The 14,003-nt window shown below is 71.5% G+C and carries 15 protein-coding genes; 12 read left to right on the top strand and 3 right to left on the bottom strand.

Features of this window, described 5'->3' with window-relative positions; translation table 11 throughout:
• The first annotated feature begins 27 nt into the window (after positions 1-27).
• Positions 28-759 (top strand): prepilin peptidase, encoded by a 732-nt coding sequence (locus AB4Y76_RS09555; protein WP_441924542.1) that lies wholly within the window; start codon positions 28-30, stop codon positions 757-759.
• A gap of 4 nt (positions 760-763) precedes the next feature.
• On the opposite strand, the gene AB4Y76_RS09550 is transcribed toward AB4Y76_RS09555, so the two are convergent.
• Positions 764-886 (bottom strand): hypothetical protein, encoded by a 123-nt coding sequence (locus tag AB4Y76_RS09550; protein ID WP_441924540.1) that lies wholly within the window; start codon positions 884-886, stop codon positions 764-766.
• Positions 887-1,131: 245 nt separating this feature from the next.
• Between AB4Y76_RS09550 and AB4Y76_RS09545 the strand changes: the two genes are divergently transcribed.
• From AB4Y76_RS09545 to AB4Y76_RS09510, 8 genes are all read left to right on the top strand, one after another.
• On the top strand, positions 1,132-2,346 hold the full coding sequence (locus AB4Y76_RS09545) for a CynX/NimT family MFS transporter (protein WP_441924538.1): 1,215 nt from the start codon (positions 1,132-1,134) through the stop codon (positions 2,344-2,346).
• A 73-nt stretch (positions 2,347-2,419) separates the two neighbouring features.
• Positions 2,420-3,520, top strand: coding sequence for an ABC transporter permease (locus AB4Y76_RS09540; protein ID WP_441924536.1), 1,101 nt, complete (start codon positions 2,420-2,422; stop codon positions 3,518-3,520).
• 13 nt (positions 3,521-3,533) lie between these two features.
• Entirely contained in the window at positions 3,534-4,205 is a 672-nt protein-coding gene (locus tag AB4Y76_RS09535; RefSeq protein ID WP_441924534.1) for an ABC transporter ATP-binding protein, read from the top strand.
• A 2-nt stretch (positions 4,206-4,207) separates the two neighbouring features.
• The gene (locus AB4Y76_RS09530; protein ID WP_441924532.1) at positions 4,208-4,798 is read left to right on the top strand and encodes a TetR/AcrR family transcriptional regulator; all 591 of its coding nucleotides are present in this window, start codon (positions 4,208-4,210) and stop codon (positions 4,796-4,798) included.
• Positions 4,799-4,904: 106 nt separating this feature from the next.
• The gene (locus AB4Y76_RS09525) at positions 4,905-5,327 is read left to right on the top strand and encodes a hypothetical protein (RefSeq protein ID WP_441924530.1); all 423 of its coding nucleotides are present in this window, start codon (positions 4,905-4,907) and stop codon (positions 5,325-5,327) included.
• A gap of 56 nt (positions 5,328-5,383) precedes the next feature.
• Entirely contained in the window at positions 5,384-6,082 is a 699-nt protein-coding gene (locus AB4Y76_RS09520; protein WP_441924528.1) for an ABC transporter ATP-binding protein, read from the top strand.
• The gene (locus tag AB4Y76_RS09515) at positions 6,082-7,293 is read left to right on the top strand and encodes a hypothetical protein (protein WP_441924526.1); all 1,212 of its coding nucleotides are present in this window, start codon (positions 6,082-6,084) and stop codon (positions 7,291-7,293) included. Before AB4Y76_RS09520 ends, AB4Y76_RS09515 begins: the two co-directional genes overlap by 1 nt.
• 56 nt (positions 7,294-7,349) lie before the next feature.
• A complete protein-coding gene (locus tag AB4Y76_RS09510) occupies positions 7,350-7,862 on the top strand; it encodes a hypothetical protein (protein WP_441924525.1) in 513 nt (170 codons plus the stop codon).
• A 16-nt stretch (positions 7,863-7,878) separates the two neighbouring features.
• On the opposite strand, the gene AB4Y76_RS09505 is transcribed toward AB4Y76_RS09510, so the two are convergent.
• Both AB4Y76_RS09505 and AB4Y76_RS09500 read right to left on the bottom strand, forming a co-directional pair.
• Positions 7,879-8,685 carry a DUF2182 domain-containing protein gene (locus AB4Y76_RS09505; protein ID WP_441924523.1) on the bottom strand — a complete coding sequence of 269 codons (807 nt, stop codon included), beginning with the start codon at positions 8,683-8,685 and terminating at the stop codon, positions 7,879-7,881.
• Positions 8,686-8,712: 27 nt separating this feature from the next.
• Entirely contained in the window at positions 8,713-9,315 is a 603-nt protein-coding gene (locus AB4Y76_RS09500) for a DUF1326 domain-containing protein (RefSeq protein ID WP_441924521.1), read from the bottom strand.
• A gap of 154 nt (positions 9,316-9,469) precedes the next feature.
• Here AB4Y76_RS09500 and AB4Y76_RS09495 point away from each other — a divergent pair, with 154 nt between their 5' ends.
• The 3 genes from AB4Y76_RS09495 (at position 9,470) to AB4Y76_RS09485 (ending at position 13,974) form a co-directional block, all read left to right on the top strand.
• Complete coding sequence (locus AB4Y76_RS09495; RefSeq protein ID WP_441924519.1) at positions 9,470-10,921, top strand: wax ester/triacylglycerol synthase family O-acyltransferase; 1,452 nt, start codon at positions 9,470-9,472, stop codon at positions 10,919-10,921.
• On the top strand, positions 10,918-12,285 hold the full coding sequence (locus tag AB4Y76_RS09490) for a wax ester/triacylglycerol synthase family O-acyltransferase (RefSeq protein ID WP_441924517.1): 1,368 nt from the start codon (positions 10,918-10,920) through the stop codon (positions 12,283-12,285). The genes AB4Y76_RS09495 and AB4Y76_RS09490 overlap by 4 nt, the downstream gene beginning before the upstream one ends.
• Positions 12,286-12,360: 75 nt before the next feature.
• A complete protein-coding gene (locus tag AB4Y76_RS09485) occupies positions 12,361-13,974 on the top strand; it encodes an MFS transporter (protein ID WP_441924515.1) in 1,614 nt (537 codons plus the stop codon).
• Positions 13,975-14,003: the final 29 nt, after the last annotated feature.

Below are 14,003 nucleotides of genomic sequence, written 5' to 3'. Positions count from 1 at the left end.
ACCGCCTATGCCGGCCTGCTCGGCCTGATGGTCGGCTCCTTCCTCAACGTCGTCGTCCACCGTGTCCCACGCGGCGAGTCCGTCGTAAGCCCGCCGTCGCACTGCCCTGCTTGCGACTCCCCCATCCGCAAGCGGCACAACATCCCGGTCCTCGGGTGGCTGCTGCTGCGCGGGAAGTGCTTCGACTGCGCGGAGCCGATCAGCCTGCGGTACCCGGTGGTCGAGGCGGGGACCGGGGTCGCGTTCGCGTTGACCGGGCTCCGGTTCGCCGACCACCCGGCGCTGCTGCCGGCGTACCTGACGTTCGTGGCGATCGCGATCGCGCTCGCGTTGATCGACCTCGACGTACGCCGGCTGCCGGACGTGATCGTGCTGCCGGCGTACCCGGTGCTGGCGGCGCTGCTGCTGATCGACTGGGACCTGCACGCGTTCGTCCGGGGGCTGATCGCCGCAGCGGTGCTGTTCGCCTTCTACTTCGTGATCGCGATGATCTCGCCGCGCAGCATGGGCTTCGGCGACGTGAAGCTCTCCGGAGTGATCGGGATGGTGCTCGGGTACCTGTCGTGGGGCGTGCTGCTGACCGGCGCCTTCGGCGGGTTCCTGCTCGGCGCCCTGGTCGGCGTCGTGCTCCTGATCGGCACCCAGGCCGACCGGAAGACCGCAGTGCCGTTCGGCCCGTTCATGCTGCTGGGCGCGTGGATCTCGATCCTCGGGGCAGGCGGTCTCGGCGAGGCCTACCTGCGGTCGATCGGGGTGTAGCGCTTCAGCGCTGCTCGAAGCAGAGCACGCAGGAGTGCGGGTTGTGCTCGATGTTGGCCTGGTGCAGGCGGCCGGCGTAGCCGAACAGGTCCGCGAGCTCGCGTTCGGCGCGGGCGATGGCGGTCATAGCGGCCGGAGCCTCGCTCTGCGACTGGCTGATGGATCGTGCTACTGCGCTCATCGGGTTCCCTCCCGCTTTGGCCGAACTCAGGTGCGCCGTGTCGTCCTGACTGCGCTCCTCCAGTGTGGCATAAAACGGACAAAGGGTATAGATCAAACACCTCAGGTTTCTGGCGGGCTGCCCGACGGACGTTCTCTCCCCCGAACGCCCCGAGGTCGGCGTACCGGTCCCCTCGGTGGTTGGATCGGCAGGTGAGCTCCGAACCTGCGCACCAGGACACCCGCTTCGAGCGGATCCTGGTGGTCGTCGGGATCGTCGTCCTCGCCTTCAACCTCCGCCCGGCCGCGGTCAGCGTCGGACCGATCCTGGACGAGGTCTCCGCCGGGCTCGGGATGAGCGCGGCCGCGACCAGCCTGCTCACCTCGCTGCCGGTTCTGAGCTTCGCGACGGTGGGTGCGCTGGCGCCCCGGGTGGCGCGCACCCTCGGCCTGCACCGCAGCACCCTGTTCTCGCTGCTGCTGGTCGTCGTCGGGCTGTGGGCGCGGGCCCAGGTCGACGGCTCGGCGGCGTTCCTGGTGCTGTCGTTCGTCGCGCTCGCCGGAATGGCGGTGGCGAACGTGCTGCTCCCCTCCCTGGTGAAGCTGCACTTCCCGAACCGCATCGGGCTGATGACTTCGCTGTACTCGACGGCGCTGGCGATCGGCCTGACCAGCGCCTCGGTGCTCACCGTGCCGATCTCCGAGCACGGCGGCGGCGAGCTCGACTGGCGACGCGGCCTGGTCACCTGGGCGTTCACCGCGGCGATCGCCGCGATCCCGTGGATCGCACTGGTCCGGCACGACTCCCGGATGGAGACCCCCGAACGCACCATCGGCACCGCCGACGTCGCCCGGACCCGGATCGGCTGGGTGATGGCGGTCTTCTTCGGTCTGCAGTCGCTACAGGCGTACTCGATCTTCGGCTGGATGGCGAAGGTCTACCGCGACGCCGGGTTCAGCGCTCACGACGCCGGGCTGCTGCTCGGGGTCATCACCGGGATCAGCATCCCGCTGTCCTTCCTGATCCCGTGGCTGACCGCCCGGGTCCCGGACCAGCGGGTGCTTCTGACCGTGATCATGGCGTTCTACCCGATCGGCTACCTCGGCCTGCTGGTCGCGCCGACGGGCGGTGCGCTGATCTGGGCGCTGGCGATCGGCACCGGCACGTGCACCTTCCCGTTCATCCTCACGCTGATCGGCCTGCGGGCGCGCACGCCCGCGGGCACGGCCGCGCTCTCGGCCTTCACGCAGTCGGTCGGCTACCTGATCGCGGTCGTCGGGCCTTTCGGGGTCGGGGCGCTGCACGCGGCGACCGGCGGCTGGACGGTGCCGCTCACGGTGCTCCTGCTGCTCTGCATCCCCCAGTACGCCGTCGGCCTGGTCGCCTCGCGGCCGGCGTACGTGGAGGACCAGCTGGCACGACGGTGACTCACCTCACCTTGGGTCTCGACACCCTGTCGATAAGATGTCGACGTAGTGTCGCCAAGACTGGGAGGTCAGGATGTACGTCGCTCTGCGGGACCTGCGGGCCGCGCGCGGGAGATTCGCACTCGTCGGGGTGGTGATCGCGCTCGTCGCACTGATGACCACGCTGCTGAGCGGCCTCGCCGCCGGCCTGGTCGACGACGGTATCTCCGGCCTGCGCCGCCTCCCCCTCACCCACCTCGCGATGGAACCGGACTCGGGCGGCACCTTCAGCCGATCGGTGCTCACCGAGAAGAACCTCGCCCCCTGGCAGCAGGTCGACGGCGTCGACGCCTCCCCCGTCGGCGTCTCCTTCGCGAACGCCCAGGGCCCCGACGGGCAGAAGGTCAGCCTGGCGCTCTTCGGCGTCGCCCACGACAGCTTCCTCGCCCCGCGCGCCGAGGCCCGCGCCGCTCTCGACGGACCGCCCGGGCTGGTGCTCAGCCACGACCTGAAGGACCAGGGCATCGAGGTGGGCGACGAGCTCACCGTGGCCGGTAGCGACGTCCGGCTGCCCGTCCTCGGTTTCACCTACACCGGGTCCTACGGCCACGTGGACATCGCGTTCACCCAGCTCGCCACCTGGCAGAAGCTCTTCTACGGCGAGAGCGCCCACGGCCGGTTCTCCGCCGTCGCGCTGCGGGCCGGCGGCCCGGCGGCGGACTCCGCCGCGTTCGCCGACGCGAACCGTGCCGCCGGGACCGAGACGCTCACCAAGACCGCCTCGTACGCCGGGTCGCCCGGCTACTCCGGAGAGACCCAGACGATGACGCTGATCCGTGGCTTCCTGCTGGTCATCTCCGCGCTCATCGTCGGCGCCTTCTTCACCGTCTGGACGATCCAGCGGACCCGCCAGATCGCCCTGCTCAAGGCGCTCGGCGCCTCGACGACGTACGTGCTGCGCGACGCGCTCGGCCAGATGGCGCTGGTCCTGCTCGCCGCGACCACCCTCGGGGCCGGGCTCGCCGCCCTCCTCGGGTTCGCGATCGCCGGCACCGACGTGCCGTTCCGGCTCGAACCCGGATCCGTGCTCGGCGCCGTCGGCCTGCTGGTCGCCCTCGGGCTGGCCGGCTGCCTGGTCGCCGTACGCCGCATCACCCGGGTCGACCCCGCCGGCGCGCTGCGCCAGGTGGACTGAGAAAGGAACGCACGTGTCCCTCGTCCTCGAGAACATCACCGTGACCGTCCCGGACGGCCGCGACACCCTGACCATCCTCGACGCCGTCGACCTCGAGGTCGCGGCCGGCGAGACCGTCGCCCTCACCGGCCCGTCCGGCTCCGGCAAGTCGACCCTGCTCGCCGTCGCCGGCCTGCTGCTCCGACCGGGGTCTGGCCGCGTGCACGTCGCCGGGGTGGAGGCGGGTGCGCTCCCGGACCGGGAGCGCACCCGGCTGCGCGGCGGGACGATCGGCATCGTCTACCAGTCCGCCAACCTGCTCCCCTCGCTCACCGCGCGCGAGCAGGTCGAGGTGGTGGCGCACGCCAACGGCCGGCTCGACCGGGCCGCGCGCGACCGCGCCGAGGAGCTGTTGGTCCGGGTCGGGCTCGCCGACCGGCTGTCCGCGCAGCCCGGCCAGCTCTCCGGCGGTGAGCGCCAGCGGGTGGCGCTGGCACGGGCGCTGATGATGGAGCCGGCGGTGCTGCTCGCCGACGAGCCGACGGCTTCCCTGGACCCGGTGCGCGGGGCCGAGGTGATGCGGCTGCTGCTGGAGGAGACGACCCGGCTCGGAGCCGCGACCCTGCTGGTCACCCACGACGGCGACCAGGCCGCCGGGGCAGGTCGCGAGGTCCGGTTGGAGCGTGCGGCCAGTACCGTGGGCTGACCATGCCCCGGATCAACGCAGCGACCATCTCCGAGCACGTGGCCCAGCAGGAGGCCGCGGTGATCGCGGCCGCGCGCCGGCTCTTCGACGCCCGCGGCTACCGGCACGTCACCCTCGGCGACATCGCCGAGGAGGCCGGCCTGCGGCGGACCTCGCTGTACCGCTACTTCCCCACCAAGGCGCACCTGCTCCCCGGCTGGTTCGAGGCGACGATGACCCCGCTGGTCGAGGCCAGCCGGGCGGCGATCGACGCGCCCGGAGCCGCGCGCGAGCGGCTCGACCGCTGGCTCGACGTCCAGCTGGACTTCCTCCTCGACGACGAGCACGCGGCGCTGGTGTCCGCGTCGCTGGAGTCCGAGGACCTCCCCGCGGAGGTGCGCGAGCAGATCGGCGCCCGCCACCGCGAGCTCTACGCGACGCTGGCCCCGCTGCTGCGCGAACCGGCCGGCGGCGACCACGTCGTCATGCGGGTGCGGGCCAACCTCGTCGCCGGCCTGGTGCGCTCCTCGGCCGACCTGGTCCGCGCGGGCGCCGACCGGGACGTCGTACGCGCCGAGCTGAGCCGGACCGCGGCGGCGGTGACCGCGGGCTGACGCATCAGGTCGTTCCACCTCGCATCCACCCGCCGAGGCGCGTAATCGCGCTGCCCGCCACCACGTCTACCTTTCGTCCGCTGATTCCAGCATTTCGGAGGTAGGAATGAAGAAGAGGCATCTCGGCACCGGGGCCGCAAGCTTGTTGATCGTGCTCGGGTGTGCCGGAGCAGCACAGGCGTTCTCGTACGGCACGTTGTCGGTGTCGTACGACGGCCACACCGCCGGTCAGGGATACGGGAGCTTCTACGGCTCTGGGTGGAACGGCGCGAAGCTCGCATCGACGCTGCGTGACACCCGAACCGGCGATGGGCAGATCTACGCCGAGGGCAACGCCAGCGGGAACAACGACTACGTCAAGGTCCAGTCGTCCCGGCGGGCCGACGGCGGATCGACCTTCGCCACGATGGCCACCAAGTCGACCACGGCGGCGAGTGGGACCGCAGGCTGGGTCGGCTACGCGAAGGTCTGCCTCGACCGCTCCTGGGCCAAGGATCCCTGTTCCGGCCAGACCAAGGGTGTCTTCTGAACGCCGCACCGCACCTGCGCGTCGCCGGCGTCTCGCACTCCTACGGCGACAGGAAGGTGCTCGACGGGGTCACCTTCGATCTCGCCCCCGAGGAGACGACTGCGCTGATCGGGGTGAACGGGGCCGGCAAGTCGACGCTGCTCTCGGTCCTGTCCGGGTGCTTGCGCCCGCAGCGCGGCAGCGTCGAGGTCGTCGGTTCCTCTCCCTACCGTCGACGCGAGCGCAATGAAGCCCTGCGCGGGGTGGCGTTCATGCCGCAGACGATGACGTTCCCACCGAACCTGACGGCCTTGGAGGCGGTCACGTACCTGGCTTGGATGCGCGGGCTGTCGCGCAGTCGTGCCGAGTCCCGGGCACGCGACTGCCTCGCGCAGGTCCGGCTGGAGGACCGCGAGCACGACAGGCTCGGTGCACTCTCCGGAGGGATGAAGCGACGGGTGGCACTGGCCCAGGCCCTGGCGAGCGAACCGGAGGTGCTCCTGCTCGACGAACCGAGCACCGGGCTCGATCCCGAGCAGCGCCGCCAGATGGTCGAGCTGCTCCGGGGCCTGCGGGCGACCACCCTGGTCAGCAGTCACCTGATGGAGGACGTCGCCGAAGTCGCCGCGCGGGTCCTCGTCCTGGACGAGGGCCGACTCCGGTACGACGGCTCGATCAGTGGTCTGGCCGCGCACGCGCCCGACGGCACCGCACCAGAGCGTGCCCCCGAGGCGGGCTTCCTCTCGATCCTCGCCACGACCCGAGTCGACCGCTGATGGTGTCGCTCTGGCTCCGCCGCTCGCTGGCCGCGTGCGCGTTTCCGGGGATGGTCGCCCTGGCGCTCATCGTGACCTTCAGCCGCAACGGCTGGCAGTACGAGTGGGACTGGTCCTTCGACATCGTCGGGTCGTGCACGATGTTGCTGGCGCCGTTCGTCGCCGGGATCGTCGCGCACGACCGTGCCAACCGGATCGGGCCGTTCGTGAGCGCCGTCGAGATCGGGAGCGTGCGCGCCGCCGCTGCTGCGCTCGTGCTCCCGGTCGCCGCGATCGTGCTGGCGTGCGGAGCATGGCTGCTCGTCCTGCTGGCCGCGACCGTCCGGGTGCTGTTCCACCATCCTGTCGGCACGCCGTCGCTCGTGTCGCCGATCCAGGTGTTCGTCGTGCTCGTCGCTGCGGCGCTGATCGGTGCAGCGATCGGGTGCACCCTCGCGAACCGGGCCGCGGGGCCGGTAGCCGCCGTGCTCGTCTACCTCGCCGGCTCCTTCGGCTACCTGTTCGAGGTCGACGGGCTCTTCCTGGGCGGACGCTCGACCGGGACGATGGTGGGCCTCGAGCACGATCCGCGCTGGACCGCCGGGCTGCTGGCGGCTCACGGCGGGCTCGGGCTCGCGGCGGCCGCGGTCGTCTACCTCCGCGCGCGCGGTAGGTCCGTCCTCGTCGCGACCGTCCCCGCACTCGTTGTCGCCCTTGCCGCTCTCGTCGCCTTCGCGACCCTGTCGGCCGGAGCGAGTCCGCTACGGACCGTCTCCGGATCGCCGCAGACCTGTCTCGGCAGCGCCCCCCGCGTCTGCGGCCCTCCGGAGGCGTCCCACCTCCTGGCTGTGGCCCAGCACGGTCTGGCCCGGGAATATGGTCGGCTCTCGGCCTCTGGCCTCGACCTCCGCGACCGGTACGCGATGCCGCGGGGACTGCCCAGCCACAGGTTCCCGGCCGACACCGGGATCCTCAACCTGCAACCGGAACAGTTCGAGGGCGGACGGTACGACCTCGACAGCGCGGTTCTCACCTTGGCGAGCCCGACGTACTGCCGCGACCTCGCGGGCGAGGCGCTGCCTCCCCGCGACCTGATCGACGCCCAGGCACTCGTCACCCGTTGGCTGAGCGCCACGCTGCACAGCAAGGAGACGGTTCGTCCGGTGACCCCTGAGGTCCGCACGGCGTACGACACGCTGCGCGACTGCGCACCGTACGAGGGAGCACCGTGAACCGGCGAGGGGACCTCACCACGGCGATCGTCCGAACCGGACGCTGGCCGTTCGTCGTGACGACGCTGGTGGCGATGGTCGTGCTCGGTGCCTTGCGGCCGGCAGTTGAAGTCGCCCTTCCGCTCGTCGGCCAGCCACTTCCCCTGCCCTTCCTCGTCGCAGTGGCAATCCCGTCCCTGGTGGTCGTTCCGCTCTACGCGGCGTTTCCCTGGGTCGAAGCGACCCTGCCGCGGTCCGCGGCAGTCCGCGCCGCCACTGTCACCCTGACGCTGACAGGAACCGCGATCGCCCTCCTCGTGCTCTCCGGGTTCCACGACCACGGAACCGATCTCCCGCTGAAGGTCGCATTCCTCCTGGTCACGTCTGGGCCGGTTGCCGTCGTGGGGATGGGTGAGCTCGCGTGGATCGTGCCGATGCTTCTGGGGTTCTGCTCGCTGCTTGTCGGTCACGGCTACGCCGCGGCGCAGTTGAGCAGCCACGTCCCCTGGCCTCTGATCGTTGTGGGGATCGCAGCCTCCGCGGTCCTCTACTGGCGGTTCGGGGCGCGGGAGATCCGGACGAGCGGCTGACCCGCGGAAGGGTTCTTCAGCCCATCGGCATCATGCCGTCCGTCGGGATGGTCAGCCCCGGCAGCAGGTCGGGCGCGACCAGGACGATGACGCCGAGGCCCACCAGCAGCGCCGCGGTCACGACCGGGACGTGCCGCCAGGCGAACAGCTTCTCCGCCGCGATGATCGCCGCCACCAGCGCCATCCAGGACACGCTCATCACCCCGAGCGCGAACAGGGACGCCATCAGCGCCCAGCAGCAGCCGAGGCACCAGGCACCGTTGCGGATCCCCATCCGGAGCGCTCCCCCGGGCCCGTCGCGCCAGGAGCCGAGGAGCGAGCCGAGCGGACTGCGGCACTTGGCCAGGCACACCCGTTTCAGCGGGGTCAGCTCGTAGCCGGCGGCGACGAGCAGCGTGAGCCCCGCCAGGACGTGGCCCGCGTTCGGCCAGGTGAGCCGGTCGCCGAAGACGGCGCTCACGACCGCCCCGACGGCGTACGCGACCAGGCCGGCGGCCGCCCACACCAGCAGGTACCCGCCGACGAAGATCCACGGCGACGCCGGCGACCGGGTCCGGGTCATCTTCGTGTAGAGCGCGACGGTCGGTGCGACCGACGGGAACATCATCGCGACCATCATCACGACCCAGACGCCGAGGAACCAGGCCAGGCCGCCCAGGCTGGTCCACGGCCCCGCATCCATGCCGTCCATCTCGTGGATCGTCCAGATCCACCCGACGACGGCGATCGCGACCAGGGCGAGGACCAGCCCCCAGCGCGCCCGCGCGGCGGCGTACGCCGGTGCCAGTCCGGTGTCCGCGGCGGGCCCACCGGTGGTCGTCATGACACGGTGCGGGATCTGGGGCAGACCTCAGGCGGCCCAGGAGAACGACGACTTCGACAGGCCGGTCCTGCCCTCGTAGGCGATCCCGTAGGCGTTGATCGAGGTGCGCTTCGCCTCCGCCATCGTCAGGTCGTCGCCGACCGGGTGGAACATGCCCTGGAAGCGGATCGGCTCCCCGGTCTCGACGCCGAACGGGACGATGTCCTCGATCTCGAAGTCGATCACGTCCCCGACCTTCAGGGTGTGCCGCAGGCCGTCCTCGCCGACCTCGATCGTCGCGCGCTCCACCCCGAGGATCTCGCCGACGAGCGGGGCCAACGCTGCCATCGGTCCGCCGAGCTGCCCCGAGAAGACGCCGGCGAGCTTGTCGAACTGGTCCTGGTCCGCGCCCTCGTCGATGTACAGGCCGAGCCGCCAGTTGCCGTCCGTCATCACCTTCGGGGTGTCCGCGATGATCACCACCTTGCGCCCGGAGATGTCGGTCCCGTCCACGTCCCCCGCACGGATGTCGAACGCGAGCGTCACCCGGCAGTAGTCGTAGGTGGCGCCGTGGTCGAACGAGAGGTTGCACGGACACATCAGCTCGCACGAGCAGGTCTCCACGTAGCTGCCGGTCAGGTTCCAGGACATCGCAGTCCCCTTCCACTCGACCTTTTCAGTCTCCGACCGGGGTTTCGTGAGGTCAATGGAGCATCCGGGTCATTCGCGACCCAGGGGCCGCCGGCCCCCTGATCCGTGACCTTCGGCCCGTGCGGGAAGGGAGCAGGCAGGGGGTACTGGAGCCATGGACCGCATGAGCGCGCTGGACTCAGCGTTCCTCCACCTCGAGGACGGGCACTCCTCCCTGCACATCGGGAGCCTCGCCCTGTTCGAGGGGCCGACGCCGCCGCAGGAACAGATCCTCGGCGCCCTCGACCGGCGCATCAGCGCGATCCCCCGCCTGCGGCAGCGCCCCCACCACGTGCCGCTCTCCGTGGGACGCCCGGCCTGGGTCGACGACCCGTACTTCCGCCTGGGCGACCACGTGCGTCGGCTCGCCGCACCCGAGCCCGGCGGGACGGCGGAGCTCCACGAAGTGGTGGACGCCGCGATGGCAGAGCTGCTGCCGCACGACCGCCCGCTGTGGGACGACCTCCTGGTCGAAGGACTGGCCGACGGCCGCTGGGCGCTGATCACCCGGGTGCACCACTCGATGGCAGACGGCATCGCGGGGACCGACCTGCTCACCGCCATGCTCGACTCCGGACCGGGCGGTCCGGAGACCGAGAGCGCACGGATCCCCCCGCCGCGCACCGCCCCGGTTTCCGCCCCGGCTTCCGGCCCGGTTTCCGGCCCGGCTTCCGGGACGCCGACGGAACTGGTCGCCGACGCGGTCGCCGACCAGGCCCGGCTGCGAGGCGCCGAGGTACGCCGCCTGGCCGGACGACTCCGCGCCACCGTGGAGCACCCCGTCGCAGCCGCTCGCACCAGCTACGACGTCGCCCGCGGGCTGGCCGAGTTCTCGCGGGCGCTGGTCCCGACCACCGTGAGCAGCCTGGTCGGTCCGCTGGACCGGGAGCGTCGCTTCCTGTGGACCGAGATCGACCTCACCGCGGCCCTCGCCGTGCGCCACGAGCTCGGCGGCACCCTGAACGACGTGGTGCTCACGATCGTCACCCGCGGCTTCCGCGACCTCGAGCGCTTCCGCGGCGAGCACACGTCCCCGCGGAGCGTGCGGTGCCTGGTGCCGGTCTCGGTCCGGGCGCCGGGGAGCGCGACCCTGGACAACGAGGTCTCGGCCTTGCTCGTCACGCTTCCGGTCGAGCTGGAGGATCCCCGGGACCGGCTCAACGAGGTCTCGATCCGGATGCGTCGGGCCAAGGCGTCCCACGAGGCCGTGGCCGGGACCTGGGCGACCTCGGTGGCCGGCGCGTTGCCCCCGACGGCGCTGGCGGGCTTCCTGCACGTGGCGTTCCGGCTGCCGCAGCGGGCGCTCACCACCGTGGTCACGAACGTGCCGGGACCGAGCACGACGCTCTACCTCGCCGGCCGGCGGATGACCGCGACCTACCCCTATGTCCCGATCGCCGACCGGCTCCGCACCGGCGTCGCGGTGACGTCGTACGACGGCCGGCTGCTCTTCGGCATCACGGCCGACCGGGCCTCGACCCCGGATGCCGCCGTCCTCGTGTCCGGTATCGAGGCCGGGTTCGCCGAGCTGGAAGAGCTCGCCCGCCCACGGAAGGCACGCCGATGAGCCGCCACCCGATGACGCCGGTCGACGCCGCCTGGCTGCGGATGGACCGCCCGACGAACCTGATGGTGGTCACGACGGTGATGTGGTTCGACGAGCCGGTCGACCGGCCGAGGCTCCGGGCCCTGATCGACGAACGTCTGGTGGCACGCTTCCCGCGCTTCCGGCAGCGCGTCGTCGAGGACGGCGGCCTGTTCTGGGAGGACGTCGAGGACTTCGATCTCGACGACCACCTCCACGACGTCCGGCTCCCCGCACCCGCGGGGCGCGCCGAGCTCGAGGACTTCGCCAGCGGGCTGGTCAGCGTCCCGCCGGAGCCCGGCCGACCCTTGTGGGACCTCCACCTCGTCGCGGAGTACGGGACTGGCTGCGCCGCCGTGTTCCGGATGCACCACGCGATCGCGGACGGCATCGCGCTGACCCGGTTGCTGCTCTCCCTGACCGACGACCCCGAGGCCGGAGCGGTACCGGTGTCGGCCCCGGTGAGCGGCGCCGCCGAGACCGTCGGCTCGATCACCGGGAGCGCCGTTCACGCCCTCGCCGACCTGGCGGCGCACCCCCTCCGGCTGACCGCGCAGCTCCGCCCCGGGAATCTGGTCGACCTGACCAGGACGCTCGCCGCGCAGGGCGTGGCCCTCGCCGAGCTCACGCTCCTGCCCGCCGACCGGGAGACCGCCCTGCGGGGCACGGCCGGCGTGAGCAAGAGGGTGCTGTGGTCCGACCCGCTGCCGCTCGCCGAGGTCCGCGAGGCCGGCCACCGCACCGGGACCACCGTCAACGACCTGCTCCTGACCGCCGTCGCCGGAGCGCTCCGCACCCACCTGGTGCGCCGGCGCAGCCCGGTCCACGACGTCCGCGCGATCGTCCCGTTCAACCTGCGCTCCCTCGAGCAGCCGCTGCCCGCGGAGCTGGGCAACAGGTTCGGCCTGGTCTACCTGCAGCTGCCGTTGACGGTCGCCCGGCGTGACGACCGGCTCCGCGCGCTGGCGAGCCGGACCCGCCGGATCAAGCACTCCGCGCAGGGGCTGGTGTCGTACGGGATCCTCGAGGTCATCGGTCGCACGCCGCGGGCGGTCGAGCAGGTCGCGATCGACGTCTTCACCGCCAAGGGGACCGGCGTGATGACCAACGTGCCCGGACCACGCCGCCCGGTCACCCTCGCCGGGACGCCGCTGGCCGGGAGCATCGGCTGGGGCCCGACCTCCGGCGAGCTCGGCCTCGGGGTCGCACTCTTCAGCTACGCCGGATCCGTGGTCGTCGGCCTGTGCGTCGACGAGGGTCTGGTCCCGGAGCCGGACGTCCTGCTGAGCGACATCCTCGCCGAGCTGGACGCCCTGCTCGCCGCCGAGCCGGTTGCCGGGGCATGACAAGGACGGCCACTTGCTGCCATGTTGGTCCCGAACCGACCCCGGAACGTCACGCGCACTGAAGGGACGACCACCATGCCGCCAAGTGCGCCTCCGGAAGCAACGGGCACCCGCACCTCGACGAACTGGCTGCCGCTCGTCGCCCTCGCGCTCGCCCAGTTCGTGATGGTCCTGGACCAGTCGGCGATGAACGTCTCGATCAGCACGCTGGTGGACGACTTCGACACCACCGTCACCACGATCCAGGCGGTGATCACGCTCTACTGCCTGGTGATGGCGATGTTCATGCTGACCGGCGGCAAGATCGGGGACATCCTCGGGCGGCGGCGCACGTTCGTGATCGGCCTGGTCATCTACGCGGTCGGCTCGGCGATCACAGCGCTGGCCCCGACCGTGGCGGTGCTGACCCTGGGCTGGTCGATCCTCGAAGGTCTCGGCGCGGCCCTGGTCCTGCCGGCGATGGTGGCGCTGATCGCCGGCAACTTCGAGGGCCCGTCCCGCAAGGTCGCGTACGCCGTGATCGGCGGCGTCGCGGGCGCCGGGATCGCCGTGGGGCCGATCCTCGGCGGCTGGGCCACCACCGAGTACTCGTGGCGGATCATCTTCGCCGGCGAGGTGGTGCTGGTCGGAATCATCCTGGCGATGACCCCGAAGGTGGTCGACGCCGCCCCGACCGGTCGGGCACCGCGGCTCGACGCCGTCGGCACTGTGCTGTCCGCCGCGGGCCTCGGTCTCGTCGTCCTCGGCGTGCTCCAGTCCAGCGCCTGGGGCTGGGTGAAGCCGAAGGAGGACTCGCCGATCACGCCCTTCGGCTTCTCCCTGACGCCGTTCGTCATCGCCCTGGGTGCCGGCCTGCTGTGGGCGTTCACCGCGTGGCAGGCCCGCCGCGAGGAGACCGGACGCGACCCGCTGGTGCACCTGGCCCTGCTGAAGATCGCTCCTCTGCGCGCCGGACTGATCGGCCTGTTCAGCCAGAACCTCATCCTGATGGGCGTCTTCTTCACCATCCCGCTGTACCTGCAGCTGGTGATCGGGCTCGACGCGCTGGAGACCGGCGTGAAGATGCTCCCGGTCTCGATCACGATGTTCCTGGCGTCCGCGGCGGGATCACGGTTGTCGGGGCGTTTCCCGGTCCGGACCATCGTCCGCGCCGGTCTGGCCACGACCACCGTCGCGACGGTCCTGCTGCTGGCCACCATCGACCCCGAGCTCGACCATGGCGGGTTCGCCTGGTCGATGGCGGTGCTCGGCATCGGGATGGGCCTGATCGCCTCCCAGCTCGGCAACGTCGTGCAGTCCTCGGTGGAGGTCTCCGGACGCGGCGAGGCAGGCGGCCTGCAGTTCACCGGGCAGCAGCTCGGGTCCTCGCTCGGCGTCGCCCTGCTCGGCGCGATCGTGCTGTCCGGCCTCACCTCGGCCTTCGTCGACAACGTCTCCTCCGACGACCGGATCAGCAGCGAGGTCGCCGACCAGGTCGGCGTCGCCACCGGATCCGGGGTCGACTTCGTGCACCGCTCCCAGATCGAGACCGCCGCCCAGGACGCCGGCCTCGACGAGGCCACCACCGACGCGATCGTGGAGGACTACCTCGACGCGCAGCTCCAGGCACTCAAGACCGGGCTCCTGGCAGCGGGCTTCCTGTCGGTCATCTGCCTGGCGTTCACCCGGGACCTGCCCCGGGAAGTCTGAGCGAGCGCGGTCGTGTGCCTGAGGACGCG

Source organism: Marmoricola sp. RAF53, from assembly GCF_052114005.1.
In the GTDB taxonomy this organism is placed as follows: Bacteria; Actinomycetota; Actinomycetes; order Propionibacteriales; family Nocardioidaceae; genus Marmoricola.
Note: the sequence above shows the minus strand (reverse complement) of the source record. Positions and strands in the feature narration are given on the sequence as shown.

What these genes read in the sequence shown, in the direction of transcription:
- AB4Y76_RS09555 (WP_441924542.1), top strand. Translation starts at nt 28, where the DNA reads ATGGTCGGCTCCTTCCTCAACGTCGTCGTCCACCGTGTCCCACGCGGC.
- AB4Y76_RS09550 (WP_441924540.1), bottom strand. Translation starts at nt 886, where the DNA reads ATGACCGCCATCGCCCGCGCCGAACGCGAGCTCGCGGACCTGTTCGGC.
- AB4Y76_RS09540 (WP_441924536.1), top strand. Translation starts at nt 2,420, where the DNA reads ATGTACGTCGCTCTGCGGGACCTGCGGGCCGCGCGCGGGAGATTCGCA.
- AB4Y76_RS09530 (WP_441924532.1), top strand. Translation starts at nt 4,208, where the DNA reads ATGCCCCGGATCAACGCAGCGACCATCTCCGAGCACGTGGCCCAGCAG.
- AB4Y76_RS09525 (WP_441924530.1), top strand. Translation starts at nt 4,905, where the DNA reads ATGAAGAAGAGGCATCTCGGCACCGGGGCCGCAAGCTTGTTGATCGTG.
- AB4Y76_RS09515 (WP_441924526.1), top strand. Translation starts at nt 6,082, where the DNA reads ATGGTGTCGCTCTGGCTCCGCCGCTCGCTGGCCGCGTGCGCGTTTCCG.
- AB4Y76_RS09505 (WP_441924523.1), bottom strand. Translation starts at nt 8,685, where the DNA reads ATGACGACCACCGGTGGGCCCGCCGCGGACACCGGACTGGCACCGGCG.
- AB4Y76_RS09500 (WP_441924521.1), bottom strand. Translation starts at nt 9,315, where the DNA reads ATGTCCTGGAACCTGACCGGCAGCTACGTGGAGACCTGCTCGTGCGAG.
- AB4Y76_RS09495 (WP_441924519.1), top strand. Translation starts at nt 9,470, where the DNA reads ATGGACCGCATGAGCGCGCTGGACTCAGCGTTCCTCCACCTCGAGGAC.
- AB4Y76_RS09490 (WP_441924517.1), top strand. Translation starts at nt 10,918, where the DNA reads ATGAGCCGCCACCCGATGACGCCGGTCGACGCCGCCTGGCTGCGGATG.
- AB4Y76_RS09485 (WP_441924515.1), top strand. Translation starts at nt 12,361, where the DNA reads ATGCCGCCAAGTGCGCCTCCGGAAGCAACGGGCACCCGCACCTCGACG.